This is a genomic window from Microbacterium sp. ARD31, from assembly GCF_031844425.1.
The window spans coordinates 32,511-58,780 of sequence record NZ_JAUZVE010000023.1; the positions used below are offsets into that span (position 1 = coordinate 32,511).

At 67.6% G+C, this 26,270-nt stretch carries 27 protein-coding genes; 22 read left to right on the forward strand and 5 right to left on the reverse strand.

Features of this window, described 5'->3' with window-relative positions:
- The first annotated feature begins 108 nt into the window (after nucleotides 1-108).
- From Q9S36_RS33320 to Q9S36_RS33375, 12 genes are all read left to right on the forward strand, one after another.
- The gene (locus tag Q9S36_RS33320; RefSeq protein ID WP_251451723.1) at nucleotides 109-396 is read left to right on the forward strand and encodes a WXG100 family type VII secretion target; all 288 of its coding nucleotides are present in this window, start codon (nucleotides 109-111) and stop codon (nucleotides 394-396) included.
- A 71-nt stretch (nucleotides 397-467) separates the two neighbouring features.
- Complete coding sequence (locus Q9S36_RS33325; RefSeq protein ID WP_311289110.1) at nucleotides 468-800, forward strand: hypothetical protein; 333 nt, start codon at nucleotides 468-470, stop codon at nucleotides 798-800.
- Entirely contained in the window at nucleotides 800-2,089 is a 1,290-nt protein-coding gene (locus tag Q9S36_RS33330) for a hypothetical protein (protein ID WP_311289111.1), read from the forward strand. The genes Q9S36_RS33325 and Q9S36_RS33330 overlap by 1 nt, the downstream gene beginning before the upstream one ends.
- Complete coding sequence (locus Q9S36_RS33335; protein ID WP_311289112.1) at nucleotides 2,086-2,568, forward strand: hypothetical protein; 483 nt, start codon at nucleotides 2,086-2,088, stop codon at nucleotides 2,566-2,568. The genes Q9S36_RS33330 and Q9S36_RS33335 overlap by 4 nt, the downstream gene beginning before the upstream one ends.
- Complete coding sequence (locus Q9S36_RS33340; protein ID WP_311289113.1) at nucleotides 2,565-3,149, forward strand: hypothetical protein; 585 nt, start codon at nucleotides 2,565-2,567, stop codon at nucleotides 3,147-3,149. Before Q9S36_RS33335 ends, Q9S36_RS33340 begins: the two co-directional genes overlap by 4 nt.
- Nucleotides 3,146-3,739 (forward strand): hypothetical protein, encoded by a 594-nt coding sequence (locus Q9S36_RS33345; protein WP_311289114.1) that lies wholly within the window; start codon nucleotides 3,146-3,148, stop codon nucleotides 3,737-3,739. The genes Q9S36_RS33340 and Q9S36_RS33345 overlap by 4 nt, the downstream gene beginning before the upstream one ends.
- Nucleotides 3,736-3,984, forward strand: coding sequence for a hypothetical protein (locus Q9S36_RS33350; RefSeq protein WP_251451700.1), 249 nt, complete (start codon nucleotides 3,736-3,738; stop codon nucleotides 3,982-3,984). Before Q9S36_RS33345 ends, Q9S36_RS33350 begins: the two co-directional genes overlap by 4 nt.
- Nucleotides 3,985-4,245: 261 nt before the next feature.
- Complete coding sequence (gene rpsL, locus Q9S36_RS33355; RefSeq protein WP_018171438.1) at nucleotides 4,246-4,614, forward strand: 30S ribosomal protein S12; 369 nt, start codon at nucleotides 4,246-4,248, stop codon at nucleotides 4,612-4,614.
- Between the two features lie 5 nt (nucleotides 4,615-4,619).
- Complete coding sequence (rpsG, locus tag Q9S36_RS33360; RefSeq protein ID WP_251451697.1) at nucleotides 4,620-5,090, forward strand: 30S ribosomal protein S7; 471 nt, start codon at nucleotides 4,620-4,622, stop codon at nucleotides 5,088-5,090.
- A 110-nt stretch (nucleotides 5,091-5,200) separates the two neighbouring features.
- The gene (gene fusA, locus Q9S36_RS33365) at nucleotides 5,201-7,315 is read left to right on the forward strand and encodes an elongation factor G (protein WP_251451694.1); all 2,115 of its coding nucleotides are present in this window, start codon (nucleotides 5,201-5,203) and stop codon (nucleotides 7,313-7,315) included.
- Between the two features lie 155 nt (nucleotides 7,316-7,470).
- Nucleotides 7,471-8,664 (forward strand): elongation factor Tu, encoded by a 1,194-nt coding sequence (tuf, locus tag Q9S36_RS33370; protein ID WP_251581760.1) that lies wholly within the window; start codon nucleotides 7,471-7,473, stop codon nucleotides 8,662-8,664.
- 311 nt (nucleotides 8,665-8,975) lie between these two features.
- Nucleotides 8,976-10,733 carry a DUF4012 domain-containing protein gene (locus Q9S36_RS33375; RefSeq protein WP_311289115.1) on the forward strand — a complete coding sequence of 586 codons (1,758 nt, stop codon included), beginning with the start codon at nucleotides 8,976-8,978 and terminating at the stop codon, nucleotides 10,731-10,733.
- A 41-nt stretch (nucleotides 10,734-10,774) separates the two neighbouring features.
- Here Q9S36_RS33375 and Q9S36_RS33380 read toward each other — a convergent pair whose 3' ends face one another.
- Together Q9S36_RS33380 and Q9S36_RS33385 are read right to left on the reverse strand one after the other, a co-directional pair.
- The gene (locus Q9S36_RS33380; protein ID WP_311289116.1) at nucleotides 10,775-12,253 is read right to left on the reverse strand and encodes a polysaccharide biosynthesis tyrosine autokinase; all 1,479 of its coding nucleotides are present in this window, start codon (nucleotides 12,251-12,253) and stop codon (nucleotides 10,775-10,777) included.
- Nucleotides 12,254-12,304: 51 nt separating this feature from the next.
- Complete coding sequence (locus tag Q9S36_RS33385; RefSeq protein ID WP_311289117.1) at nucleotides 12,305-13,771, reverse strand: polysaccharide biosynthesis tyrosine autokinase; 1,467 nt, start codon at nucleotides 13,769-13,771, stop codon at nucleotides 12,305-12,307.
- Between the two features lie 271 nt (nucleotides 13,772-14,042).
- Between Q9S36_RS33385 and Q9S36_RS33390 the strand changes: the two genes are divergently transcribed.
- Nucleotides 14,043-14,978 carry a hypothetical protein gene (locus Q9S36_RS33390; RefSeq protein ID WP_311289118.1) on the forward strand — a complete coding sequence of 312 codons (936 nt, stop codon included), beginning with the start codon at nucleotides 14,043-14,045 and terminating at the stop codon, nucleotides 14,976-14,978.
- Between the two features lie 52 nt (nucleotides 14,979-15,030).
- Here Q9S36_RS33390 and Q9S36_RS33395 read toward each other — a convergent pair whose 3' ends face one another.
- Nucleotides 15,031-15,630: a low molecular weight phosphatase family protein gene (locus Q9S36_RS33395; RefSeq protein WP_311289119.1), complete on the reverse strand. Its 600-nt coding sequence runs from the start codon at nucleotides 15,628-15,630 to the stop codon at nucleotides 15,031-15,033.
- Nucleotides 15,631-15,659: 29 nt separating this feature from the next.
- The gene (locus tag Q9S36_RS33400; RefSeq protein WP_311289120.1) at nucleotides 15,660-17,369 is read right to left on the reverse strand and encodes a sugar transferase; all 1,710 of its coding nucleotides are present in this window, start codon (nucleotides 17,367-17,369) and stop codon (nucleotides 15,660-15,662) included.
- A 35-nt stretch (nucleotides 17,370-17,404) separates the two neighbouring features.
- Here Q9S36_RS33400 and Q9S36_RS33405 point away from each other — a divergent pair, with 35 nt between their 5' ends.
- Together Q9S36_RS33405 and Q9S36_RS33410 are read left to right on the forward strand one after the other, a co-directional pair.
- Nucleotides 17,405-19,246, forward strand: a complete 1,842-nt coding sequence (locus Q9S36_RS33405; RefSeq protein WP_311289121.1) for a DUF4012 domain-containing protein — start codon at nucleotides 17,405-17,407, stop codon at nucleotides 19,244-19,246.
- 238 nt (nucleotides 19,247-19,484) lie between these two features.
- Nucleotides 19,485-20,597 (forward strand): glycosyltransferase, encoded by a 1,113-nt coding sequence (locus tag Q9S36_RS33410; RefSeq protein WP_311289122.1) that lies wholly within the window; start codon nucleotides 19,485-19,487, stop codon nucleotides 20,595-20,597.
- A gap of 149 nt (nucleotides 20,598-20,746) precedes the next feature.
- On the opposite strand, the gene Q9S36_RS33415 is transcribed toward Q9S36_RS33410, so the two are convergent.
- Nucleotides 20,747-22,291 carry a sugar transferase gene (locus Q9S36_RS33415; protein ID WP_311289123.1) on the reverse strand — a complete coding sequence of 515 codons (1,545 nt, stop codon included), beginning with the start codon at nucleotides 22,289-22,291 and terminating at the stop codon, nucleotides 20,747-20,749.
- A gap of 232 nt (nucleotides 22,292-22,523) precedes the next feature.
- On the opposite strand from Q9S36_RS33415, the gene Q9S36_RS33420 reads away from it, so the two are divergent.
- The 7 genes from Q9S36_RS33420 to rpsS all read left to right on the forward strand — a co-directional run bounded on the left by Q9S36_RS33420 (nucleotide 22,524) and on the right by rpsS (nucleotide 26,269).
- Nucleotides 22,524-22,739, forward strand: a complete 216-nt coding sequence (locus Q9S36_RS33420; protein WP_251451681.1) for an Rv0909 family putative TA system antitoxin — start codon at nucleotides 22,524-22,526, stop codon at nucleotides 22,737-22,739.
- 431 nt (nucleotides 22,740-23,170) lie between these two features.
- Entirely contained in the window at nucleotides 23,171-23,479 is a 309-nt protein-coding gene (rpsJ, locus tag Q9S36_RS33425; protein ID WP_018171443.1) for a 30S ribosomal protein S10, read from the forward strand.
- An 11-nt stretch (nucleotides 23,480-23,490) separates the two neighbouring features.
- A complete protein-coding gene (gene rplC, locus Q9S36_RS33430; RefSeq protein ID WP_064003332.1) occupies nucleotides 23,491-24,150 on the forward strand; it encodes a 50S ribosomal protein L3 in 660 nt (219 codons plus the stop codon).
- 2 nt (nucleotides 24,151-24,152) lie between these two features.
- The gene (gene rplD / locus Q9S36_RS33435) at nucleotides 24,153-24,815 is read left to right on the forward strand and encodes a 50S ribosomal protein L4 (protein ID WP_064003331.1); all 663 of its coding nucleotides are present in this window, start codon (nucleotides 24,153-24,155) and stop codon (nucleotides 24,813-24,815) included.
- The gene (gene rplW / locus Q9S36_RS33440; protein ID WP_064003330.1) at nucleotides 24,812-25,111 is read left to right on the forward strand and encodes a 50S ribosomal protein L23; all 300 of its coding nucleotides are present in this window, start codon (nucleotides 24,812-24,814) and stop codon (nucleotides 25,109-25,111) included. The genes rplD and rplW overlap by 4 nt, the downstream gene beginning before the upstream one ends.
- A 24-nt stretch (nucleotides 25,112-25,135) precedes the next feature.
- Nucleotides 25,136-25,975 carry a 50S ribosomal protein L2 gene (rplB, locus tag Q9S36_RS33445; protein WP_036309862.1) on the forward strand — a complete coding sequence of 280 codons (840 nt, stop codon included), beginning with the start codon at nucleotides 25,136-25,138 and terminating at the stop codon, nucleotides 25,973-25,975.
- 12 nt (nucleotides 25,976-25,987) lie between these two features.
- Nucleotides 25,988-26,269: a 30S ribosomal protein S19 gene (rpsS, locus tag Q9S36_RS33450; protein ID WP_018187348.1), complete on the forward strand. Its 282-nt coding sequence runs from the start codon at nucleotides 25,988-25,990 to the stop codon at nucleotides 26,267-26,269.
- The last annotated feature ends 1 nt before the right edge of the window (nucleotide 26,270 follow it).

Consider the following 26,270-nt stretch of genomic DNA (forward strand, 5'->3'; position numbering starts at 1 on the left):
CGGGTACCACGGGTGATGGATGGGGAATCCTCCCCATGGGCACCGCGCCCGGGGGTCGGTTAGCGTGGGGGCAGTCGGATGGACCGGCGATTTTCGGAGGGGATTCTGATGGCTGATTTCAAGGCTTCGTATGGCGAGATGGAGGCCATGGCCGGCAAGCTGGACTCGGGTCGTGAGGAGATCGGTGACACGCTGCGCCGCCTCAAGAGCGACGTGGACCGTCTGCTGGGCGACGACTTCAAGACGCAGCACGCGTCGGGCAAGTTCGGCGAGGGCTACAACGAGCTGACCACGGGTCTGGAGAAGGCCATCGAGGGCATCTCGGACATGGGTGAGTCGCTGCGCAAGATGATGCAGGCGATCAAGGACACCGACCAGGCGCTCGCCGGCAGCTGACGGCATGACGCGGACGCCGGCGTGGAAGCCGGCGTCCGCGTCCCGGTTCTCGAGAACGATCAGGGGGAAAGATGGCCGACATCATGCTCGACCTCGAGCGGCTGCGCGAAGCGCAGGCGGGGGTCGCCGCGGCTGTGGCGGAGTTCAAGGACGCGTCCGACATCAACAACGATCTCGAGGAGGCCATCGGCCGCCCCGATGACCGCAGCGCGCTGCGCGACAAGGCCTCCGATTTCGAGTCGGCGTGGAACGGCAAGCGCGACACCCTGACCGAGAACCTCGAGAACATCAACAAGCAGCTCAAGAGCATCATCGACGGCTGGGACGAGTGGGACACCACCACCGCCGGCGACCTCGAGGGCGCGACCGAGCAGACCACCACCAACGTGAACAGGGTCGCCTGATGCGCTCGCCGGTGGGCGGCCACGAGCTTCGCCAGCTCGAGGGCAACGCCGAGAAGATCTGGGAGCGCGGCGACAAGTGGGTCAAGCTCTCGAACGTCATGGAGACCACGGCGACCGAGCTCGCCGCGATCGGCGACTCCTCGGTGCACAAGAGCAAGGGCACCGACAAGCTCGCCGAGATGGCCGCCGAGAGCGTCGACGACCTCAAGAAGGCGGCGGTGCGCTACGACGAGACCGGTCGCGCGCTTCGCAAGTACGGCAACGCGCTCGACACCGCGAAGACCTGGCTGCGGAACAACATGGCCGACGTCGAGGCGGCCGAGCTGGCCTACCAGTCCGCGATCGATGCGAAGGCCGACGCGAAGAGCGCTCAGGACTCGCTCGAGCGCGTCTGGGTGTGGGAGGACGACCCCACGCAGACCGAGCTGAACGCCGCCCGCGACGCCGTCGCCGATGCGAACGGTGCGCTGGACAGCGCGGAGACGAAGCGCGACGAACTGTGGACGGCCTTCGACCAGGTGTTCGAGAAGTGGTCGGCCGCCTACGACGACGCCGTCGAAGACATCCAGAAGGCGATGGAGAGCGCCAAGAACAACGACGGCTTCTGGGAGTTCGTCGACTCGGCGCTCAACGTCATCGCCATCGTGATGATCGTGCTCAGCGTCATCGCGCTGATCATCGGCGCGCCGCTCGTGGGTCTGCTTGGCATGGTGCTGCTGGGGCTGACCCTGTTGACCGTGGCGCTGACGGCGCTGAAATTCGCCTTCGGACGGGCCACCCTCAGCGACCTCGCATGGAGCCTCGTGGGACTGCTCCCCTTCGGCATCGGCAAGATCCTCTCCAAGGGGGCGCCCGTGCTCTCCACGATCATCCGCTCCGGCCGCGGCACGGTCACCGGCGCGATCCGGGCGGGACTGCCGCAGGTCGCACTGCGCCGGCCGACGACCTGGGTGTCGCCGCTGCGCTCGCTCGTCGCCCCGGTGCGCTCGTGGCTCGCGCTGCCGCGACCCGGCATGTTCGTCAACCCGTTCCGGTCCCTGGCGATGGGCGGCTCCGAGGCGGTGCAGGTTCAGAACTTCCTCAACACGATGCGGTCGTCGCAGTGGGGTTCGAACCCGGCGGTGCGCGACTTCATCGTGCGCACGACGGGCACGCTGCCCGGCCGTGGCGAGCAGATCCTCAACGTCGGGCTGTGGACGTCGTTCACCGCGAACGACGCGCTCGGCGTCGCCGGCCTGCAGCCCGACATCCCCGTGCTGGAGGACATACAGGTACCGTGGGGACGGTGACCACGACGGCGACCGCCCCCGCACTCCGCGTCGCGGGAGTGGTCTACGTGGTCTGCCAGTGGGTGCCGGCCGCGATCCTCGTGGTCTTCCTCGTGGCGTCGCTGCTGCTCTCGGGCGCTCAGGTGACGGCCGCGGGGTCTCCCGCATGGGACCAGGTCGTGCCGTTCCCGGTGTTCCCGGTGCCGGTGTGGCTGCTGCTCGTCCCCGCGGTCATCGGCCTCGGTGCCGCACTGACATGGGCGCTGACCGCGCGGCCCGAGGAGGCCCCCGCGCTCACCGGCGCGATCGGCCCCACGGTCGCCGCCGCGATGGCTCCGGGCTTCTTCATCCTCGCCCACCTCGGCGCAGACGACGCCCCGCCGTACGGGTACGTCCTCGCAGTGACGGCGATCTCGCTCGCAGTGATCGTCGCGGCATCCGTCATCGCGGGGGCCCGTGCCACGGCCGCCCGCCACGAATCCCCGAAGGGCGAAGCATGACCGACGACGTCGCCACGGCCCCGGCGCCCACCGGCTTCCACATCATGATGCCGCCCGGGTGGTCGCGCTACCTCGTCGATGACGAGGGCAAGCGGGCGCTCATCGCCCAGATCAGCCGGCGCATGCGCGAGCTGTCGCGCCCCGACCTCGATGCCGAGGCGCGGACCCTCGTCGAAGTGCAGTGGCGCAAGCTGCGCAGTGCGCGGATCACCGCGATCTATCTGCCGGGCGAGGGCGACGAGGTGCTGCCGACCGCGAGCATCGCCGTCCGCCAGCACGCGGCGCCCGCCGGCACCGACTTCGCCCAGTCGCTGCGCGCTGTCACGTCCGCCCCGATCGAGACCTTCGACACCCCCATCGGCACCGTGCTGCGATGGGTGGAGGAGACCCGCGGCGAAGGCGAGATCGCCGAGATCCGCAGTCGTCAGATCGGCTACGGCTTCCCGCTCCCGGGTGTCGGTGAGCGGCGCGGGCTCGTCTTCCTCGCCGCCACGCCCTACCTGGACGACTCGTCCGAAGACATGGTCGACGCGCTGACCGAACGCGTCGACACGATCATGGAGACCTTCCGCTGGCGATGACCCTCGAATACACGATCGAGCTCGATCACTCCGTCTGGATCCCCGTCCCGCTGGCCTTCCCCTGGAACGGCTATGAGGACGTCGCTTCGTGGTCGCAGGACGTGAGCACCGCGCTCACCACGGGCATCGACGCGCCCGACGACGTGCGTGCGCGACTCCGCGACGCCGCGCAGGCGATGTCGGAGGTCGACCCACCGCTCCCCGGCGCCCTCGAACGCTTCTGGCACCTCCCCGAGCAGGGCGGCCCCGAGCGCCTCGTGCACCTCTACGTCACCTCCACCGAGGCGACCACCGCCGAGGAGCTCGCGCAGCTGGCCCGGGCCGGGGTCGGCGGTTTCGTGCAGACCGTCACGGTGCTCGAAGACACCGGGTTCGACGTCGCGATGCGCGCCGTCGTGCTCACCGAGATCCCGGATCGCTCCCTCACGGTGCTGCGCTGCCTCGGTCTGGCGGACGGGTACGTCTTCGTCATCGAGCTCATCGAAGAGCACACCGCCGTGGTCGAAGAGCTCGAGCCTGTCGTCGAGGCGCTCTTCCGCTCGATCCGGCTGCGGGGTCGCACGCCCGTCCACGCCGGGGCGGCATCGTGATCCTCCGCGTCGGCCTGCTCGTCGTCGGTCTCCTCCTCCTGGTGTTCCTCGGCTGGGGCGCGATCAGCTCGTGGGTCACCGTCTTCACCGTCGGTCCGGACGCACCGCTGTCCGCCTCCGGCCGCGGCACGGGGGAGGGCGAGACCACCGCCCTCGTCGGCGCCATCGTCTTCACGGTGTTCGCGCTGCTGAGCGCGGGCGCGGTCCTGGCTTCCGCGTACGTCCTCCGTCGCCGGCGGGCGTGAGCGGCGGCATCCCCGCATCGGGGTGCGTTTGACCGCTCCTCCGGATCCCGCGTATCATTGATCGGGTGTGCGTTCGCGCGCGCCCTCCGACGTGCCTCGGCACCGAGTGGGGCAGCGGATGCCGCATCTCAGGGATCGGTCTGCGAACAGGCCGCCCCCACGGCATATCCACCAACCAATCCGCAGCAGGCTTCTGCCGCGCCGGTGGATCTGTGGTGAAACCACGACGCTGTCACCGTGCAGCACGAAAGAGGAGAGAACGTGCCAACCATTCAGCAGTTGGTTCGCAAGGGGCGTTCGCCGAAGGTCTCCAAGACCAAGGCGCCCGCTCTGAAGGCGAACCCGCAGCAGGCGGGCGTGTGCACCCGCGTGTACACGACCACGCCCAAGAAGCCGAACTCGGCGATGCGCAAGGTCGCACGTGTGAAGCTGCGCAACGGCACCGAGGTCACCGCGTACATCCCCGGTGAGGGCCACAACCTGCAGGAGCACTCGCTGGTGCTCGTGCGCGGTGGCCGTGTGAAGGACCTCCCCGGTGTCCGCTACAAGATCGTCCGCGGCGCCCTGGACACCCAGGCCGTCAAGAACCGCAAGCAGGCCCGTAGCCGCTACGGCGCGAAGAAGGGTTGAGTTAGATGCCTCGTAAGGGTCCCGCCCCGAAGCGCCCCGTCGTCAACGACCCGGTGTACGGTGCCCCCATCGTCACCCAGCTCGTGAACAAGATCCTCGTCGACGGCAAGAAGTCGCTCGCCGAGTCGATCGTGTACGACGCCCTCCGCGGCGTCGAGTCCAAGAACGGCCAGGACGCCGTCGCGACGCTCAAGAAGGCGCTCGACAACGTCCGCCCCACCCTCGAGGTCAAGAGCCGCCGCGTCGGCGGCTCGACCTACCAGGTTCCGGTCGAGGTCAAGCCGCACCGCGCGAACACGCTCGCGCTGCGCTGGCTCGTCAGCTACGCGAAGGGTCGTCGTGAGAAGACGATGACCGAGCGTCTGCAGAACGAGATCCTCGACGCCTCGAACGGCCTGGGTGCCGCGGTCAAGCGCCGCGAAGACACCCACAAGATGGCCGAGTCGAACCGCGCCTTCGCGCACTACCGCTGGTAAACCGTTTCGTCTCGCTTCGCTCGCTCGACGACCGGAGAACCCGGTCGTCGAGCGAGCGGCGAAGCCGAGACGAAACGCCCCCTGTACCGATCCAGACGTAAGGACACCCCGTGGCACAAGAAGTGCTCACCGACCTCAACAAGGTCCGCAACATCGGCATCATGGCGCACATCGATGCCGGCAAGACGACGACGACCGAGCGCATCCTGTTCTACACGGGCGTCAACCACAAGATCGGCGAGACGCACGACGGCGCTGCCACCACCGACTGGATGGAGCAGGAGCAGGAGCGTGGCATCACGATCACCTCTGCTGCGGTGACGTGCTTCTGGGAGAAGAACCAGATCAACATCATCGACACGCCCGGCCACGTCGACTTCACGGTCGAGGTCGAGCGTTCGCTGCGCGTCCTCGACGGCGCCGTCGCGGTGTTCGACGGCAAGGAGGGCGTGGAGCCCCAGTCCGAGACCGTGTGGCGTCAGGCCGACAAGTACGACGTCCCCCGCATCTGCTTCGTCAACAAGATGGACAAGCTGGGCGCCGACTTCTACTTCACCGTCGACACGATCGTGAACCGTCTGAAGGCCAAGCCCCTCGTGCTGCAGATCCCGATCGGCGCCGAGAACGACTTCGTCGGCGTGGTCGACCTCGTCTACGAACGGGCCCTCGTGTGGCCCGGCGACGCCAAGGGCGACGTGACGATGGGCGCGAAGTACGAGATCCAGGAGATCCCCGCCGACCTCGTCGAAAAGGCCGCCGAGTACCGCGAGAAGCTGCTCGAGACCGTCGCCGAGTCCGACGAGGTGCTGCTCGAGAAGCACTTCAGCGGAGAGGGCCTCACCCCCGAGGAGATCAAGGCCGCGATCCGCAAGATGACGATCGCCAGCGAGGTCTACCCCGTGCTGTGCGGCTCGGCGTTCAAGAACCGCGGTGTGCAGCCGATGCTCGACGCCGTCGTGGACTACCTGCCCTCGCCGCTGGACGTCCCGGCGATCGAGGCGCACGACCCGAAGAACGAAGAGAACATCATCGAGCGTCACGCCGATCGTGAAGAGCCGTTCGCGGCCCTCGCGTTCAAGATCGTGACCCACCCGTTCTTCGGCCGACTCACCTACATCCGCGTGTACTCGGGTCACCTCGACTCCGGTGCCCAGGTGGTCAACTCCACCAAGGGCAAGAAGGAGCGCATCGGGAAGATCTTCCAGATGCACGCCAACAAGGAGATGCCGGTCGACTCGGTCACCGCCGGGCACATCTACGCCGTGATCGGTCTGAAGGACACCACCACCGGTGACACCCTCTCGGACTCGAACAGCCAGGTCGTGCTCGAGTCGATGACCTTCCCCGAGCCGGTCATCGAGGTCGCGATCGAGCCCAAGACCAAGGCCGACCAGGAGAAGCTGGGTCTGGCGATCCAGAAGCTCGCCGAAGAGGACCCCACGTTCCGCGTCGAGCAGAACTCCGAGACCGGCCAGACGGTCATCAAGGGCATGGGCGAGCTGCACCTCGACATCCTCGTGGACCGCATGAAGCGCGAGTTCAAGGTCGAGGCCAACGTCGGAAAGCCCCAGGTCGCGTACCGCGAGACGATCCGCAAGACCGTCGAGCGTCACGACTACACGCACAAGAAGCAGACCGGTGGCTCCGGCCAGTTCGCGAAGATCCAGTTCGGCATCGAGCCGCTCGAGGTCACGGCCGAGAAGACGTACGAGTTCGAGAACAAGGTCACCGGTGGCCGCATCCCGCGCGAGTACATCCCCTCGGTGGATGCCGGCTTCCAGGACGCGATGAACGTCGGCGTGCTCGCCGGCTACCCGATGGTGGGCGTGAAGGCGATCCTCACCGACGGTGCCGCGCACGACGTCGACTCGTCCGAGATGGCGTTCAAGATCGCCGGGTCGATGGGCTTCAAGGAGGCCATCCGCAAGGCGAACCCCGTCATCCTCGAGCCGATCATGGCCGTCGAGGTCCGTACGCCCGAGGAGTACATGGGCGACGTCATCGGCGACCTGAACTCGCGTCGCGGTCAGATCCAGTCGATGGAGGACGCCGCCGGCGTCAAGGTGGTCCGTGCGAACGTGCCGCTTTCCGAGATGTTCGGCTACATCGGCGACCTGCGCTCCAAGACCTCCGGCCGCGCCGTCTACTCCATGGAGTTCGACAGCTACGCCGAGGTTCCGCGCAACGTCATGGACGAGATCGTCCAGAAGACCAAGGGCGAGTAACCCTTCCTCCGGGATGCTTCCACGACGAAGCATCCCGGAGTACAACTTCACACAGACCCATCAGAAACCTCTCTACTAAGGTGGAGACATCCCCGTAGAGATCCGGTCGCAAACCAGTGCCCGGACCTCTACATGAACGTCCTGAGGAGGACCCAGTGGCCAAGGCCAAGTTCGAGCGGACCAAGCCGCACGTCAACATCGGAACGATCGGTCACGTCGACCACGGCAAGACCACGCTCACCGCTGCCATCTCGAAGGTGCTCGCCGACAAGTTCCCGTCGGCCACCAACGTGCAGCGTGACTTCGCGTCGATCGACTCCGCTCCCGAAGAGCGCCAGCGTGGTATCACGATCAACATCTCGCACGTCGAGTACGAGACCCCGAAGCGTCACTACGCACACGTCGACGCCCCGGGTCACGCTGACTACATCAAGAACATGATCACCGGTGCCGCTCAGATGGACGGCGCGATCCTCGTGGTCGCCGCCACCGACGGCCCGATGGCTCAGACGCGTGAGCACGTCCTGCTCGCCAAGCAGGTCGGCGTTCCGTACCTGATGGTCGCGCTGAACAAGTCCGACATGGTCGACGACGAGGAGATCCTGGAGCTCGTCGAGCTCGAGGTCCGCGAGCTGCTGTCCAGCCAGGGCTTCCCCGGCGACGACGCTCCGGTCGTCCGCGTCTCGGGCCTCAAGGCTCTCGAGGGCGACGAGCAGTGGGTCCAGTCGATCCTCGACCTGATGGACGCCGCTGACGAGTCGATCCCCGACCCGGTCCGCGACAAGGACAAGCCCTTCCTCATGCCGATCGAGGACGTCTTCACGATCACCGGTCGTGGCACGGTCGTCACCGGTCGCGCCGAGCGTGGCACCCTCGCCATCAACTCCGAGGTCGAGATCGTCGGCATCCGCCCGACGCAGAAGACCACGGTCACGGGTATCGAGATGTTCCACAAGCAGCTCGACGAGGCCTGGGCCGGCGAGAACTGTGGTCTGCTCCTCCGTGGTCTCAAGCGTGACGACGTCGAGCGTGGCCAGGTCGTCGTGAAGCCGGGTTCGGTTACGCCGCACACCAACTTCGAGGGCACTGCCTACATCCTCTCGAAGGAGGAGGGCGGCCGTCACAACCCCTTCTACACGAACTACCGCCCGCAGTTCTACTTCCGTACCACGGACGTGACCGGCGTCATCACGCTGCCCGAGGGCACCGAGATGGTCATGCCCGGTGACACCACGGACATGACGGTGGAGCTCATCCAGCCCATCGCCATGGAAGATGGACTCGGTTTCGCGATCCGTGAGGGTGGCCGCACCGTCGGCGCCGGCACGGTGACCAAGATCCTGAAGTGATCTGACGCGATCTCGAGGGGGTCGGACCATTCGGTCCGGCCCCCTTTCGCGTACCCGCCGGCGGGGTGGGGGCCGCGGTCATCGACACTGCTGCTCACCGCGGGCTCACACCCATCGCCGATTACGATGGCTTAGTGCGTTCGCCCGATACCTCCTCCCGCCTCCCCGAGGGCTCCCTGCGACGCGACTCCCGTCGCCCTGGACCCCGCGACGATTTCTCGGGGGGTCAGGATCTGGATCCGTCGCTCGAGAGTGTCATGGACGGGAGCGGACCGCGTCGGCGACCGCGCCGCGCGTGGCTGTGGGTCATCGTGGGCGCGCTGCTCATCGCCGGGGTGGCGGTCGGCGTCGTCGCTCTGAAGTTCATCTCCGAGGTGCGGACGGCTCAGCTCGCCCTGGAGCGGGCCAAGACGGACCTGACCGCGCTGACGTCCGGGGGGTTCGGCGATGCCGATCCTGCCGCGGTGCAGGCGACCGCCGGTGACATCTCGGCGAATGTGACAGCGGCGGCCGAGATCGTCGACGGTCCGCTGTGGGAGATGGCGGCCGAGGTCCCGCTCGTCGGTCAGAATGTGGATGCGGTGCAACGCGTGACCCGTGCCGTCGACATTCTGGTACAGCGGGCACTTCCTCCGGGGCTGCAGTTCATGGCAGCCGTCGACGTGGACGGCCTGACGGTCGAGGGCGGCGGGCTGAATCTGGCGCCCTTCCGGGAAGTCCAGAGCTCCATCCCCGAGATCACCGCAGCTTTCACCGCTGCGCAGGAGGTCGTCGCTCCACTCGACACAGCGTCGCTGCTTCCCCAGGTGGCGGAGCCGGTCGACGAGATCACCGCCATCATCGACCAAGCCGCACCTGCGCTGGCCGTCGCCGACAAGTACCTGCCTACCCTTCTCGACGTGGCCGGCGCAGACGGCAAGCGAACCTATCTGGTGATCTTCCAGAACAACGCCGAGATCCGCGCCACCGGCGGCAATCCGGCCGCGAGCATGATCATGACGTTCACCGACGGCACGCTCGGGTACGCGGATCAGGCCAGCTCCGCCACCTTCGTCGAAGCCGGGGTCCAGGGCAACGAGTACATCTCCCTGCCGGAGGAGACCATGGGGCTCTACCTCCCGACACTGACACGCAACTCCCAGGACTACACCTTCACCCCTGATTTTCCCACCACGGCGAGCCTCTTCCAGGCCGTGTGGAAGGCCACATCCGGCGCCGAATTCGACGGTGTGATCTCCATCGACCCCGTCGTCCTCGCGCACATGCTGGCAGTAGCAGGGCCCGTCAAGCTCCCCACGGGTGAGACGTTGACCTCTGAGAACGCCGTGTCGACGCTCCTGAGCAAGTCCTACGAGCGCTACCCGGATGCGACATCGTCGGATCTCTTCTTCGAACAGGCGGCCCGCACCGTGTTCGATCACCTGACGTCCGCGTCGTGGGATCCGATGGCGATGCTCGCAGCTCTCGAGCGTTCGGCCGCGGAGCAGCGTGTCTACCTGGCGTTCACGGATCCCGAGGCTCAGGCTCTCGCAGAAGAGTTCGGCGTCGACGGTGCGCTCGCCGGCGACACGGAGGAGCAGACGCAGCTGGGGATCTTCCTCAATAACTCTTCCGTCAGCAAGCTGGACTTCCACCTCACCTCAGCGATCGATGCACGTTGCGATGTGGGCGCCCGGACAGTGACCACGACCATGACGCTCCACAACAGCATCACCGAGGATATCCGCAGCAATTACACCCTGGGATGGCGCAACGGGAGGTTCGGTCTTCCGCGCACGACGATGATGCTCGACGTGCTCTTCTTTGCACCCCCGGGCGCGACGATCGCCCAGACGACCCCTCAATCGGGCGATGCGCCCGGATGGGATCGGAGCGGTACGGAGAAGGGCAACTCCGCCGTAAGCCGAACGGTGTTCGTCGCCAAGGACCAGACGGTGACGGTTTCGTATACGGTCGCGCTGCCTGACGGCGACCTCGGTCCGCTCGACCTGCGCTACACGCCGACCGCGCGTCACACCGACGTCACGATCGACCCGACCTGCACCGAGCTCTTCCCTGCCGCTGACTGATCGCTGATCCCGACCACGGACAGCGTGTGGCGAGCTTGCTGTCAGGCCGTCACACGCGCCTTCCGGGCCTTCGGGCGCTTCTCCTTACGCGAGCGCAGTTTCTTCGACCCGTCCGCCTCGTGAGTGGCCCCATAGGTGTAGGCGCCGTATCCGTAGCTGTCCGGCCCGCGTGTGGGGAGCATCGTCACGACGAGGCCGAGCAGCTGACCTCCCGCCGTCTCAAGGCTGCGGATCGCCCCGGTGAGGTCGTGCTTCTTGGTCTTGCCGGATGCGGCGGCGAAGATGACGCCGCGTGTTTTCTTGCTCAAGACGGCGGCATCGGTCACAAGAAGCAACGGCGGGGCATCGATGAGGACGTAGTCGAAGTGCTCAGTCAGCGCTGCAAGCACGTGATCCATCGCCACCGACCCCAGCAACTCGCTGGGATTCGGTGGGACCGGGCCCGAGGTCAAGACGAAAAGCTTCCCTCGGCCCCACTTCTGGAGAGCGTCCGCAAGCTCGACCCGTCCGATGAGGACGTCGGTCAGCCCGACCCCACCCTCGATGCCCATGTAGTCCGCAACGCGGGGGAGACGAAGATCGCCGTCGATGAGCGCAACGCGCGCTCCCGTCTCGGCGAGCGCGATCGCGAGGTTGGCCGTCGTGGTGGACTTGCCTTCGCCGGGCCCGGCGCTGGAGACGACGAACGAGCGCGGACCACCTTCGATGTTGAGGAACTGCAGGTTGGTGCGAAGCGATCGGAACGACTCGGCTCGCGGGCTGCGGGGGTCGGCGTGAACGATCAGCGGGCGCTTCTGCGCGGCGGGGTCGTATGCGATGCCTCCCAGGAGAGGGGCGGAGGTGAGCTGCTCGATGTCGTGGAGGGTCCGCACCCGCGTGTCGAGGACGGTGCGGAGGACACCCACCCCGATGCCCAGCGCGATGCCCAGAAGCGTGCCCAGCGCGAGGTTCAAGGGGGTGTTGGGGCTTGAAGGCTCGGAAGGACGCACGGCCGGCTGGACGGTGGTCACCTGAACGGGACTCGCCTCGTCCTCAGTAGCGGGCTGCTCCAAGGTGGTCTGCACCGCGTTGGCGAGGCTCGTGGCCGTCGCGTCGGCTATGGCGGCGGCGCGGGCGGGATCGGCGTCCGTCGCGGTGATGTCGATCATCACGGTGTTGAGAGGTGCGGATGCCGTCACCTGGGTGCTCAGCTCGGCCACGCTCAGGTCGAGGCCGAGTTGTTCGACCACCGGTTCGAGCACAAGGGCGGTGTTCACGACGTCGACATAGCTGGCCACGATCTGCCGGGCGAAGGTCGTTCCCTGCACGAGGTCACCTGTGGCTGCCCCCTCGGATCGCACCGACACGTACAACTGCGTCGTGGACTGATAGGTCGGGGTTTGGGTAGCGGAGTACCCAGCGCCGATCGCTCCGCCGAGCACCGTCAGCACCAGGATGATGATCCAGTTCTTGTGGAGGATCCGGATGTAGTCGCGCAGTTCCACGTAGGTGTGTTCCTTCTCGTCAGGCGCGAACGTCACCCGATGGCGCCGCTGACAATTCTGTCACAGGGCGCGCGCAGTCCCTTGGCGCTACGGTGAGGCGTGGGTGACGCCATAGGTGTACTGGCTGTACGCCGCGCTGTCGGGGCCCTTCGTGGGCAGCTTGGTGATGATCACACCCCTCACTTTGGCGTCGGCGGAGGTCACCGCCTTCACCGCCGCCGCAAGTTGCGGCTTTCGCGTGGATCCCGATGCTGAGACGAGGATCGCGCCGGTCGTCAGTCGGGCCAGCACGGCGGCGTCGGTGACCGCAAGCAGAGGGGGCGCGTCGATGATGATGTAGTCGAACGCCCGCCGCAATTCCTCGAGGGTCTGCCACATCCGGCGGGACCCGAGCAGTTCCGCAGGATTCGGAGGCAGAGTCCCGGCGGTCAGCAGGAACAGCTTTCCCCTGCCCCAGTGCTGAACGGCGTCGGACAGCGCAACTCGCCCCGCCAGGACATCGGCGAGGCCCACCCCACCTTCCACGCCGAAGTTGTCGGCCACGCGTGGCTTGCGGAGGTCGGCGTCTATCAACGCCACCCGCATGCCCGTTTCCGCGAGGGTCAGCGCGAGATTCGCCGCCGTCGTCGACTTGCCCTCGGCCGGCGCCGAGCTGGTGATCACGAAGGTGGGAGTCGACGACTCGAGATTGAGGAACTGCACGTTGGTCCTCAGCCGACGGTAGGCCTCCGCGCCAGGGTCCCTCGGCGCCGCCTGGACGATCAGAGGCCGTTCGGCGGAGTCGGGATCGAACGGGATCCCGCCCAGAATCGGTGCGTCGACGAGGCTCTCGATATCAGCGACGGTGTGCACACGCGTGTCCAGCACCGAGCGCAGGACAGCGAGCCCGACCCCGACGGCCAGCCCGATCAGCAAGCCGAGCGCGAGGTCGAGTTGCAGGTTGGGTGCCGACGGCGCTGTCGGGACCTTCGCGGGCGAGATCGTCTCCACCCGCACCTGGCTGTCCGAGCGCGCACCGGTCGGCGCCTCCAATCGCGTGGTGACGGAACTCGCGAAGCTGTCGCTGATCGCGTTGGCGAGCTGCGCGGCGAGGCTCGGGTTCCCGTCCGTGACCGTGATCGAGATGAGCTGGGTGTCCAGAGGAGCGGATGCGGTCACCTGCGTCGCGAGCTGGCGAGCCGTGACGTCGAGCCCCAGGTCGTCGATGACGGGGTCGAGCACGATGGACGTGGGGACCACCCGCGCGTAGCTCGTGACGGCCTGGCGCGCGTAACTCGTGCTCTGCGCCAGGTCCCACGCGGCGCCGCTGTTGCGCACCGACACGTACAGCTGCGATGTCGACTGATACGTCGTCGGCGACGTCAACGCGACGAGGGCGCCGACGGAGCCTCCGATCACCGTCCAGGCCACGACGATCACCCAGTTGCGCCGGAGCAGCGCGACGTAGTCCCTCAGCTGCACGACGCCCCCACTCGATTGCTGGCCGCACACCACGTCGCGGCTATCCTGGATGCGACATGGCCGGCATGCCTCACGTGCTTTCGATCCTCCCACACCTCGAAGGGGCCTCATGAGTTCGCTCGCTCACCTCTTCGCCGACGACGGGTCGAGAACGGTCGACGAGCAGCGAGCGCCCGTGGACAGAATCTCATCGCGGGGCCTGGGGGACCTTGTCGGCGCGTCCCGCGCGCCCCAAACCGCCGCGCCGACGCCTGCGGACGACACTGCAGCCTTGCAGGCTGTGGTCGGCAGTCGAGGCGCCGCGATCGCTGCCGGCGGCGGCGACGTCGCCTCTCCGACGCGTATCAGACGTGTAGGTGGGGCAGTGGACGTGCTGAACGTCGTCACCGCAGTGATGGCCGTCGTGGCTGTGGTCGCTGCGATCGTGGTCGCGTGGGTGGTCACCGCTTCGGCGTCGCCGGAGGCCGACGCGCTTGAGACACTGGCCCGCAGCGAAGCCGTCCTGGCGAATGAGGCCCGCGCCGTGAGCGCAGCCATCGACCGCACCGAAGAGGATCGCGGTGAGGCTCTCGTGCTCGTCGACCGGCTGCAACAGCCGCTGGCCGCGCTCGAGGGGATGAGCGATCTCGAGGCGCTCGCATCGCTCGAGTCGGCGCGGTCGAATTACGAGGCCGCGCTGGGTGCCTTGCGTATTCCGGAGAAGCCGGAGGCCTACACGCCACCCACCGTGGACGAGCAGTCGCTCGCGTCGATCGGCACGGCCATCGACGACGTGACCTCGCGCACGACGGCCCTGACGAATCTGGCGGACGAGGTTCGCGATCGAAGCGGGGAGATGAGGAGCCTGGGCCGCGGGTTCTCTGAGGCTATGGCGGCCTTCGCCGACACACTTCCCGCGTTCGCTGAGACGATCATCGAAGAGAATCCCGATGCGGAAGAGTCCCGGCGTGACGCTGTGCGCACCGCTGCTGCTGCGGTGGCCGCCGTCGATCTCACCGCCCCGCGGTCTCCCGGAGTCCTCACCGCATACGCGGAGTCGGTCACTGCGCTGCGGGAGGACCAGACCCGTGCTGAGATCGAGATCGCCCAGCGGCTGGCATGGGAGGAAGAACTCCGTCGGCAGCAGGAGCAGCAGTTCGGCGGCGGGCAACCTGCTCCGGGCGCACCTGTGGACCCCACCGAGCCGACGGACCCACCCGGCCCGACCAACCCGGAGGAGCCCGTCGATCCGACCGATCCGACGGATCCGACCGATCCATCGGATCCGGTGATCCCGGTGGATCCCCTCCCCGAGCCCTGACAAGCACGACGCCCGAGGCTCCCCGAGCGATGAACCGAGTGTTCGGGCCCTTTCAGCGCGCCGTCATCGCGATCGACAGCACCCGAACCACCTGGTCCAAGGCTGGGGCGAGTTGCGAAGCCGAGAGTCGGTAGGTCTCCCACGAGCGACGATAGGGATCCACCACGTCGTCTTCGAGGGGATCGGAGGGGGGCGCGCTCATGCCCCGCTGTGCCGCTACCGCAGCGACCGCGGCTCGCACACGTGCCGAAGCCTCCGGTCCCGCCTCGACTGCAGCGGCCATGATCTCTTCGTCGAGGGTGTCCGCGGCCAGGCGTGAGAATTCACGGACGGTGAATGCAGATCGGAGCTTGCGGGGAGCGAGCTCGACGATGCGTCTCCGATGATCGCGACCCATCGCAAGGATGAGGTCGGGAGTGCGCAACTCCGCCTCGGTGAGGTAGCGCGAGCGGTGCGCGGCCGCAACATCGTGCGAAACCCCAAGCTCCTGGGCGAGACGCTGAGCGTCGGTGGTCATCGGCGCGCTGTCCAAACCCATCGTGCCCGCACTGTGGATGCGGGGCGCGTATTCCGCCAGCCGCGTTCGAAGCACCGTCTCGGCTAGGGGGGAGCGACAGATGTTGCCCGTACAGACCGTCAGAATCTCGAACATGGCTCCTCTTGTGCCGTTGGTTGTCTGCACTAGTACGCACCGTTCTTCGCCAGAACCGCCCGCACCGTGCGCCACAGGATGACGAGGTCGGTGGTGATCGACCAGTTCTCGACGTAGTACAGGTCGAGACGGATGCTGTCATCCCACGAGAGATCGCTTCGTCCGCTGACCTGCCATAGGCCGGTGATGCCGGGCTTGACGAGCAGCCGCCGGTGCACCCACGCCTCGTACGTCGCGACCTCGCTGGCCAAGGGCGGACGCGGTCCGACGAGGGACATGTCCCCTTTGAGGACATTCCACAGCTGCGGCAGTTCATCGATGCTGTATCTGCGCATCAGTCGCCCGACCGGTGTGATGCGAGGGTCGTTGCGCATCTTGAACAGGACGCCGTTGCCTTCCGACGCGTCGAGCAGCGATGACAGCCGTTCCTCGGCGTCGGCGACCATGGTGCGGAACTTGAGCATCCGGAAGGGCGTGCCGCGCAACCCCACCCGCTCCTGGCGGAAGAAAGCCGGGCCCGGACTCGTCGCACGGACGGCGATGCTTATGACGAACAGCGCCGGCAGGAGCACGAGCAGCGCGATCGCGCTGATGATGACGTCCGACGTGCGCTTGAGGGCGAGCTTCACCCCGGTGAACTCGGGATACGACACGTGGATGAGCGGCAGGCCGGCGACGGGGGTCGAATGGATACGAGGGCCTGCCACGTCGGTGAGCGCCGGAGCCACGATGAGATTCGCCCTTCGCTCCTCCAGGCCCCATCCCAGCTCTCGCAGTTGCCTGGGGTCGAGGGTGTGATTACCGGTGATGATGACAGTGTCCGCCCGCGCGCGATCCACATGCTCAAGCACGTGATACCAGTCGCCGAGCACGGGGACACCCGGAGACAGAGCCTGGCTCGTGCTGCCGTGCTCGGTCACGGCGCCCACGATCTCCAGACCGCACCCGGGGTCGCGCTTGATCTGCTGGGCGACGTGCAGCGAGCTCGCGCGGTCCCCGACGAGCACAGCGTGGCTGAGAAGGCGTCCCTTTCGGCGGCGTCCGATGAGCCACCGCCGCCACAGCCACCGGCTGACCAGGAGGAGGACCCAACCGGTCGGCAGAGCGATCAACAGATAGGCGCGACCGATCTGGGCCTGCAATGCGAAGGCGACGATGGCGAAGAGTCCGAAGAATGCGAAAGTGGCGTTGGATACCCGCTTGTATTCGAGCATCCCGGTTCCGACGATCCTGTAGTCCCGCGTGCCGAAGAGTCGCAGCGAGAGGGCCCATCCGAGGATGAGGACGATCGACACCCCCGTGTAGGCCACGATGAGGTCACTGTCGCTGATCCCCGGAATCAGCAGACGCTGGCCGCCGAACCCGAAACGGACGACCTGAGCCCCGAAGACAGCGACGGCGATGACGATCGTGTCCGTGATCGAAAGCAGGGCGGCGAAGAGCCGCTGCCAACGTCGCACACGGGCGGCCGGCGACGGAACGCCGTGAGGGGGCCGGGACTGCGGATCCGACCGTCGAGGGGGGATTTCGGGAGCCGACCCTTCATCGATGGCCACGCCTCGCGCCCCCGGATCGGTGTGCCGGTCGCGAGCCATCACGTTTCGATCATCCCCCGAATAATCTCCGACTCCGCCGACACGCTTCGTGCAGACCGGCAGAGACTTCGTCGAGGATATCAGGCAGCATGCTCCAACCTGTCTGGGGTGCGACGCCGGCGGATGATGAGGGGCGGTATTCACGGCGAATCCGGGGTGCGCGTCAGTAGGATGCGAGCGTGCCCGACACCCTCGACGATCTCATGGCGCGCGACGAGGCCCCCGCGCGGCCGCGACGCCGTCGGTGGCCCTGGGTGCTCGGGATCCTGGCCGTGCTCATCGCCGTCCTGGCCGGCCTCGCGATCGCGGGGGTGGCCCTGGCAGGTCAGGCGCTGGAGGTCCGGGACGACCTGGAGGCGGCGCAGTCCGAGCTGAGCAGCGTTCCCGCCCTGGTGCGCGAGGGCGACACCGACCAGTTCGACGCCGCGGCGGCGAGCGTTCTGGCGCACACGACGCGCGCGGACGAGACCGTGCAGGGCCCGCTGTGGGAGTTCGCCACGTGGATCCCCGGCGTCGGGCCCAACATCGGCGCCGTGCGCGAGGCGACCGCGGCCACGCACATCCTCGTGCGCGACGCGCTGCCGGCCAGCTTCGAAGTGCTCGGCGCCGTCGACATCGACAAGATTCGCTTCGCGGGGGGCGGGTTCAATCTCGATCCCTTCCGCACGGCGCTGGGGGTGCTGCCCGAGATCGATGCGGCATTCGCCTCCGCGCAGGAGCACGTCGACCGCATCGATAGGGACGCGCTGCTGCCGATCGTCGATGACGCCGTCGGTCAGGTCGTCGAGGTCATCGACGAGACGGCGCCCCTGGTCCACACCGCGACCGAGGTGCTGCCGACCGCGCTGCAGATCCTGGGCGACGACGAACCGCGCACGTACTTCGTGATGTTCCAGAACAACGCCGAGATCCGCGCCACGGGCGGGAACCCGGCCGCATCCGTTCTGATCCGCGTCGACGCCGGCCGGGTGGCCCTCAGCGATCAGGCGAGCAGCACGACGTTCGCCACCCCGGAGCTCACCGGTCGTCAGTTCGTCGATCTGCCCGCCGAGACCACCGCGCTCTACGACGACGAGTGGGCGCGGTATTCGCAGAACTACACCAAGACCCCGAGCTTCCCGACGTCAGCCCGTCTCTTCCAGGGCATCCTGGCCGAGACCGGCCGCGAGATCGACGGCGTGCTGTCGTTGGACCCGGTCGCGCTGTCGCACATGCTGGCGGTCGCGGGTCCCGTGGACGTGGACGGCTACCAGATCACTTCCGACAACGTCGTGCAAGTGCTCCTCGAGGAGACCTACCTGCGCTTCCCCGGCGACCAGGCGCCCGCTGACGCCTTCTTCGCCGCGGCGTCCGCCGCGGTGTTCGACAAGCTCGTGCGCGGGCGATGGGACCCTCTCGAGATGATCGAGGCGCTGCGCACGTCGGTCGACGAGCAGCGCGTCTACGCGTGGTTCCCCCGCGAGGAGGAAGAGGCGGTCGCCGCCGAGCTGGGCATCGACGGACGGCTCGCCGCGGACAACGAGAGCACCACCGAGGTCGGCATCTTCCTGAACGACTCCGCGGTCGGCAAGCTCGAGTACTACCTCCGCTCGGAGGTGGATGTGCGGTGCGACGTCGAGGCGCGCACGGTCACCACCACGGTGTCGGTCACCAACACCCTCGACCGGGACGACCTGACCTTCCACATGCTGGCCCGCCGATCGCCGACGTACGGGGGATCGAAGACCACGATGATGCTCGACGTGCTGTACGTGGCCCCTCCCGGAGCGACGGTCGATCGCGTCGAGGTCCCGGGCGGTGCGGTGGACGCGCTCGCGCGAACCGGCATCGAAGGCGGTCGCGAGGCCGAGAGCGTGACCGTGCTGGTGGACCGCGGGCAGACCCGCACGGTCTCGTACACGAGCCGACTCCCCGAGCAGGACCTCGGCGCGGTCTCGGTGCGGCACACGCCCACCGTCACCGACACGCCGGTGTCGATCGCCGATTCCTGCGCCGCCGTCGTGGGCACCTTCACCGGCTGATCCACCCGGAAGCGGGGGATCTCCGTACACCACGGAATCCGGCATCCGCAATGCCGGATTCGCTCTAGGCAGCGGCGGCCCCGCATGGCTAGGATGAAGTCGCCTGCACTGGGCGCGAGCGGACCGACCCGATGGTCCCTCGTGGCAGGCGACTGGGAACAACTGCCTCTGGGGGGCCGATGTCCGTTACTTGTGCACCACAAAATCCGCCATGCGCGCACCGAGACGAGGTGCACGCATGAGCGGGATGATCGTCCACGAATGGCTCGAAGCCAGCGGTGGATCCGAGAACGTCTTCGAGACTCTCGTCGACACGTTCCCGGACGCCGACCGCTTCTGCCTGTGGAATGACAGCGCCGGACGCTTCACCGGCGTGACCGAGAGCTCACTGGCGCGCACGCCGCTGCGGCACAGCAAGGCGATGGCGCTGCCGCTGATGCCGGCGGTCTGGCGGAATCTGCCTGAGAGCGATGCGGACTGGGTGCTCGCGAGCAGCCACGTCTTCGCGCACCACGCCAAGTTCGCCGGCAGGGCGGCCAAGGCGCCCAAGCTCGTCTACGCGCACACTCCCGCGCGCTACGTGTGGGTGCCCGAGCTCGACAAGCGCGGCGACAACGCCGTGGCCCGGGCGGTCTCGGGCGTGCTCAAGATGCTCGACCGCTCGCGCGCCGCCGAGGCCACGGCGATCGCCGCCAACAGCCACTACATCGCCGAGCGCATCGCCGACAAGTGGGGCCGCGAGGCCGAGGTCATCCACCCGCCGGTGCGGGTGGCCGACTTCTCGACGGCGGCGCTCGTCCACACGGTCGCCGAGCAGCGCATCCTGAAGGCGCTGCCGACCGAGTTCCTCCTCGGTGTCTCGCGCTTCGTGCCCTACAAGCGGCTCGAAGCCGTCATCGACGCCGGGGCCGCCTCGGGGATGCCGGTGGTGCTGGCCGGGGCCGGACCCGAAGAGCGCCGGCTGCGCGCCTATGCCGCAGAGTCGGGCATCTCCGTGACGCTGCTGCGCCACCCGTCGTTCGCGCTGCTGCGGGCCCTGTACCGTCGCGCGTCCGCCCTGGTGTTCGCACCGGTCGAGGACTTCGGCATCGTGCCGGTCGAGGCCATGGCCTCGGGCACGCCCGTGGTCGCCAATGCGGTCGGCGGCGCATCCGAGTCCGTCATCGACGGCCGCACGGGGGCGCACGTGTACACGTGGCACCCCGACGAGCTCGCCGATGCGGTCAGCCGTGCCGTCGAGGCACGCCCTGAGGACTGCATCGCCCGCGCGACCGACTTCGACACCTCGGTGTTCACGTCGAGGATCCGGTCGTGGGTCGAGGTTCACGCCGGCGTCCACGCCTTCGCCTGAGCCCCCCGATCGTCGCGGCCCGGCCTGCCCCCCGGCCGGGTCGCGATGTCCGTAAGAGGAAACGGCCCGGACATCGTCCGGGCCGTTTCTGCGCGCCGCCTCCGCACGCGAGGATCGCCGCCTGCTCGAGCGGCCGCCGGCGGCGTGGTTCAGGCTGCCGTGAGGCCGGGAGCCAGCGCGGCACGCGCGGTCTTGAACAGGATCACCACGTCGCCGATGAGCGACCAGTTCTCCACGTACGACAGGTCCAGGCGCACGGTCTCGTCCCACGACAGGCTCGATCGCCCGCTGACCTGCCAGAGTCCGGTGATGCCCGGCTTCACCATGAAGCGGCGGTGCACGTGGTCGGCGTACTGCCGCACCTCGCGGGGGAGCGACGGGCGCGGACCGACGACGGACATCGACCCGTCGAGCACGTTGAACAGCTGCGGGAGCTCGTCCAGGCTGTACCGCCGCAGGAACCGCCCGATGGTCGTGACCCGGGGATCGTCGAGCATCTTGAACAGGACTTCGTTGCCGGCATCCTGACGCAGCTCGAGCCCGGTGAGCCGCTCTTCGGCGTCGCACACCATCGTGCGGAACTTCAGCATCCGGAACTCCTCGCCGTCGAGCCCGACGCGCGTCTGCGGGAACAGCGCGGGTCCGCCGGTGCGGGTGCGGATGATCACGGCGATGACAGCCATCAAGGGCGCCAGCACGATGACCCCGATCCCGGCCAGGACGATGTCCATCGTGCGCTTGGCGATGCGCTGTCCCTTGCTGTAGCGCGGTGTCTCCACGTGGATGAGCGGGAGGCCGGCGACGGGTCGTGTCTGGATGCGCGGGCCCACCACGTCGACGATGCTCGGCGCGAGCACGAGGTGCTGACGCCCGGCTTCGAGCTCCCACGCGATGCGCTTGACGCTCGACGGCGGCAGCTCGTCCGTACTGGTCACCGCGACGGTGTCGGCGGATGCCGCCGCCATCGCCCGGGAGACGTATGCGACGTCGCCCAGAATCGGGATGCCGGTGCCGTCGATCTCGTCCCCGGCGCGCCCGCCGGGGACGCACGCGCCCACGACGTGGTAGCCGGCGCTGGGCGCGCGCGACAGGGCGGCGCCGATCTGGGCGATCGACCGCTCCGAGCCCACGAGCACGACGCGGGCGCTGAACTCGCCGCGCGCGCGGCGGCGGACGAGCCACTGCCGCCACAGCCAGCGCTCCAGCAGCAGCATCGCGACGCCGAGCGGCAAGCTGATGAGCAGGTACCCGCGGGCGACGTCGACGCGCAGGAGGAAGGCGAGGATGGCGATCATCCCGAACAGCCGGAGGCTGGCCGACATCATGCGCACGTACTCGCTGGACCCGGTGCCGATGGCGCGGTCGCTGCGCGAATCCGCCAGGCTCAGCGCCCACATCCACAGCGCCACGAGTCCCAGCGAGAAGATCCAGTACGACACCGCGCTCAGGCGCGAGTCCTCGCGGATGGAGACCTGCGCATTGCCCAGGCCGAACCACGCGATGTGCGTGCCGAAGACCACGGCCAGCAGCACGATCAGATCGCTCACCCACAGGCGCAGCGAGTAGCGCGCGCGCCAGTCGGCGGCCGATGTCGCCGCGGTGGCGGTGGTGAGAGCGCGCAGCTGCCCCAGGCCGTACCGGTCGGGCTCCGGATCGGGCGGCATCCTCGCCGCGCCGATGACATTCGACGCCACAATTCCCCTCTCGGCCGCTCGCGGCGAGGCGGGTGAACCCGCGGTCCGCATCCCCAGTAGCGGAGGCCCGAGCGACGTCTGCCATTGTGCCACCGATCCGGTCGTATTCCCAGGGGTGGACCGGATGCCGCGACGGCGTGCGCCGGCATCCGCTCTGCTCTTCCGTGCGAACCGCCCGCCACGCCAGAATGAAGCGCGGTGCGAACGCACCCGCGGATCGGAAGGGGATCACATGGGGATCGACGACCTCGTCAATCAGGGCAAGGACTTCCTCGAGAAGAACAAGGATCAGATCGAGCAGACGCTGAAGTCGGATCAGGCCGAGGATGTCAGCGACAAGGCGCTCGACGCCGCAGCGGAGTTCGTGAAGAAGATCGCGCCGGACTCCGTCGACACCCACGTGGACGGCGTGCGCGACAACATCGACAAGGCCATCGGAAACGAGTAGACACGGCCCGCAGAACGGCTCCGGACGCGAAGACCGGGGCCGTTCTGCTGTGAACCCGCCGTATACCGCCGCGCGCGACACGCCCGGGTTTGCGACACGCCCGACCGGCACGTAGACTAGACCAGTTCCACATTCCCGCGCTCTGCTCAGGATCACTGCCAGGGCAGTGCATAGGCGGCGCGATACGCGCAGGGTCCTAGGCCGCGGGCAGCAGAACGAAACATCCGACAACCCACCTGGAGACAGGTCCGCACGTGCGCGTGCGGAGCGGGCGGCCGGAGCCGGGGGAGCCCTCCGGTTTGACAGCAGAACAGCGGTGCAGCAGCACCAGCTTCGGCTGGTGGAAGTGCCATGGCGCAACAGCGTCATCGTGCGTCCGATGCCCCCGGGGAACCCGGGAGGTAAGACGCGAGAAAGAGAGTGAGCAGACAATGGCGGGACAGAAGATCCGCATTCGCCTGAAGTCGTATGACCACGAGGTCATCGACTCGTCGGCACGCAAAATCGTCGACACCGTGACCCGTGCGGGCGCGACGGTCGTGGGCCCGGTGCCCCTTCCGACCGAGAAGAACGTGATCGCAGTCATCCGTTCGCCGCACAAGTACAAGGACAGCCGCGAGCACTTCGAGATGCGCACCCACAAGCGCCTCATCGACATCATCGACCCGACGCCCAAGGCCGTCGACTCGCTGATGCGTCTCGACCTCCCGGCCGACGTCAACATCGAGATCAAGCTCTGAGGTCGATCATCATGGCTGACATCAACTCCAAGGTTTCCAAGGGCCTGCTGGGCACCAAGCTCGGCATGACCCAGGTCTGGGACGAGAACGGCAAGGTCGTTCCCGTCACCGTCATCGAAGTCGCCCCCAACGTGGTGACCCAGGTGCGCACGCCCGAGCGCGACGGCTACAACGCCGTGCAGATCGCTTACGGCCAGATCGACCCCCGCAAGGTCAACAAGCCGCAGACGGCCCACTTCGAGGCTGCCGGTGTGACCCCGCGTCGTCACCTCACCGAGGTGCGCACGGCGGATGCCGCTGACTACTCACTCGGTCAGGAGCTCACCGTCGACGCCACCTTCGAGGCCGGCCAGCTGGTCGACGTCGTCGGCACCAGCAAGGGCAAGGGCTTCGCCGGTGTCATGAAGCGTCACAACTTCAAGGGCGTCTCCGCTTCGCACGGTGCGCACCGCAACCACCGCAAGCCCGGTTCGATCGGCGCCTCGTCGACCCCGAGCCGCGTCTTCAAGGGCATGCGCATGGCCGGCCGTATGGGTGGCGAGCGCGTGACCGTCCTCAACCTCACGGTGCACGCCGTCGACGCCGAGAAGGGTCTGCTGCTCGTCAAGGGCGCCGTCCCCGGTGCTCGTGGCCGCATCGTCTACGTCCGCAACGCAGTGAAGGGTGCCTGAACATGGCTGACTCGACTCTCGCGCTCGACGTCGTGAAGGCAGACGGCAAGAAGGCCGGCTCCGTGGAGCTGCCCGCCGCGCTGTTCGACGTCAAGACGAATATCCCCCTCATCCACCAGGTCGTCGTCGCGCAGCTCGCGGCGGCTCGCCAGGGCACCCACTCGACCAAGCGTCGCGGTGAGGTCTCCGGTGCCGGCCGCAAGCCCTTCAAGCAGAAGGGCACGGGTAACGCCCGTCAGGGCTCGATCCGCGCGCCGCACATGACCGGTGGTGGCATCGTCCACGGACCGAAGCCGCGCAACTACTCGCAGCGCACCCCCAAGAAGATGGTCGCCGCCGCCCTCCTGGGCGCGCTCAGCGACCGGGCTCGCGGCGGGCGTCTGCACGTCATCGACTCGTTCGGCATCGAGGGTGCGCCCTCGACGAAGGCTGCTGCCGCGGTTCTGGCTCAGCTCGCGCCGACGAAGAACGTCATGGTCGTCATCACGCGTGATGACGAGCTGAGCGTCAAGAGCGTCCGCAACCTCGCGTACGTCCACGTGCTCACGTTCGACCAGCTCAACGCCTACGACGTGCTCGTCTCCGACGACATCGTCTTCACCAAGGCCGCCTACGACGCGTTCGTCGCTGCGAAGGCCGGCTCCACCGAGGAGGTCTCGGCATGACCGCCGTCAACAAGGACCCGCGCGACATCATCCTGAAGCCGGTCGTCTCCGAGAAGAGCTACGGGCTCATCGACGAGGGCAAGTACACGTTCCTCGTGGACCCGCGCGCCACCAAGACCGAGATCAAGCTCGCCATCGAGAAGATCTTCGGCGTCAAGGTCGCGTCGGTGAACACGCTCAACCGCCCGGGCAAGTCCCGCCGCACCCGTTTCGGCACCGGTAAGCGCAAGGACACCAAGCGCGCCATCGTGAGCCTGAAGTCGGGCACCATCGACATCTTCACGGCCGTCGGCTGACAGCTGGGATAGAGGACTAGAGACATGGCTATTCGCAAGTACAAGCCCACGACCCCCGGTCGTCGCGGTTCGTCGGTCGCCGACTTCGCTGAGATCACGCGGTCGACGCCCGAGAAGTCGCTCCTTCGCCCGCTGGCGAAGACCGGTGGTCGCAACAACCAGGGCCGCATCACGACCCGTCACATCGGTGGTGGCCACAAGCGCCAGTACCGCGTGATCGACTTCCGTCGTAACGACAAGGACGGCATCAACGCCAAGGTCGCTCACATCGAGTACGACCCCAACCGCACCGCGCGCATCGCGCTGCTGCACTACTTCGACGGTGAGAAGCGGTACATCCTCGCCCCGAACAAGCTGTCGCAGGGTGACATCGTCGAGTCGGGTGCCGGCGCCGACATCAAGCCCGGCAACAACCTGCCGCTGCGCAACATCCCCACCGGTACGGTCATCCACGCCATCGAGCTCCGCCCCGGCGGCGGCGCGAAGATGGCGCGCTCGGCCGGTGCGTCCGTCCGCCTCGTGGCGAAGGACGGCCCGTACGCGCAGCTGCGTCTGCCCTCGGGTGAGATCCGCAACGTCGACGCGCGCTGCCGCGCCACCATCGGCGAGGTCGGCAACGCCGAGCAGTCCAACATCAACTGGGGCAAGGCCGGCCGCAACCGTTGGAAGGGCATCCGCCCGACCGTCCGCGGTGTCGCCATGAACCCGGTCGACCACCCGCATGGTGGTGGTGAGGGTAAGACCTCCGGTGGACGTCACCCCGTCACTCCTTGGGGCCAGGCCGAGGGTCGTACCCGGCACCCCAACAAGGAAAGCGACAAGTTGATCGTTCGCCGTCGCAACGCCGGCAAGAAGCGGAAGTAGGAGTAGAGGAAGATGCCTCGCAGCCTTAAGAAGGGCCCCTTCGTCGACGAGCACCTGCTTCGCAAGGTCGTCTCGCAGAACGAAGCCGGTACCAAGAACGTCATCAAGACCTGGTCGCGTCGTTCGATGATCATCCCGGCCATGCTGGGTCACACGATCGCCGTGCACGACGGACGCAAGCACATCCCCGTGTTCGTGTCCGAGACCATGGTCGGTCACAAGCTGGGCGAGTTCGCGCCCACCCGCACCTTCCGCGGCCACGAGAAGGACGACAAGAAGGGCCGTCGCCGCTGAC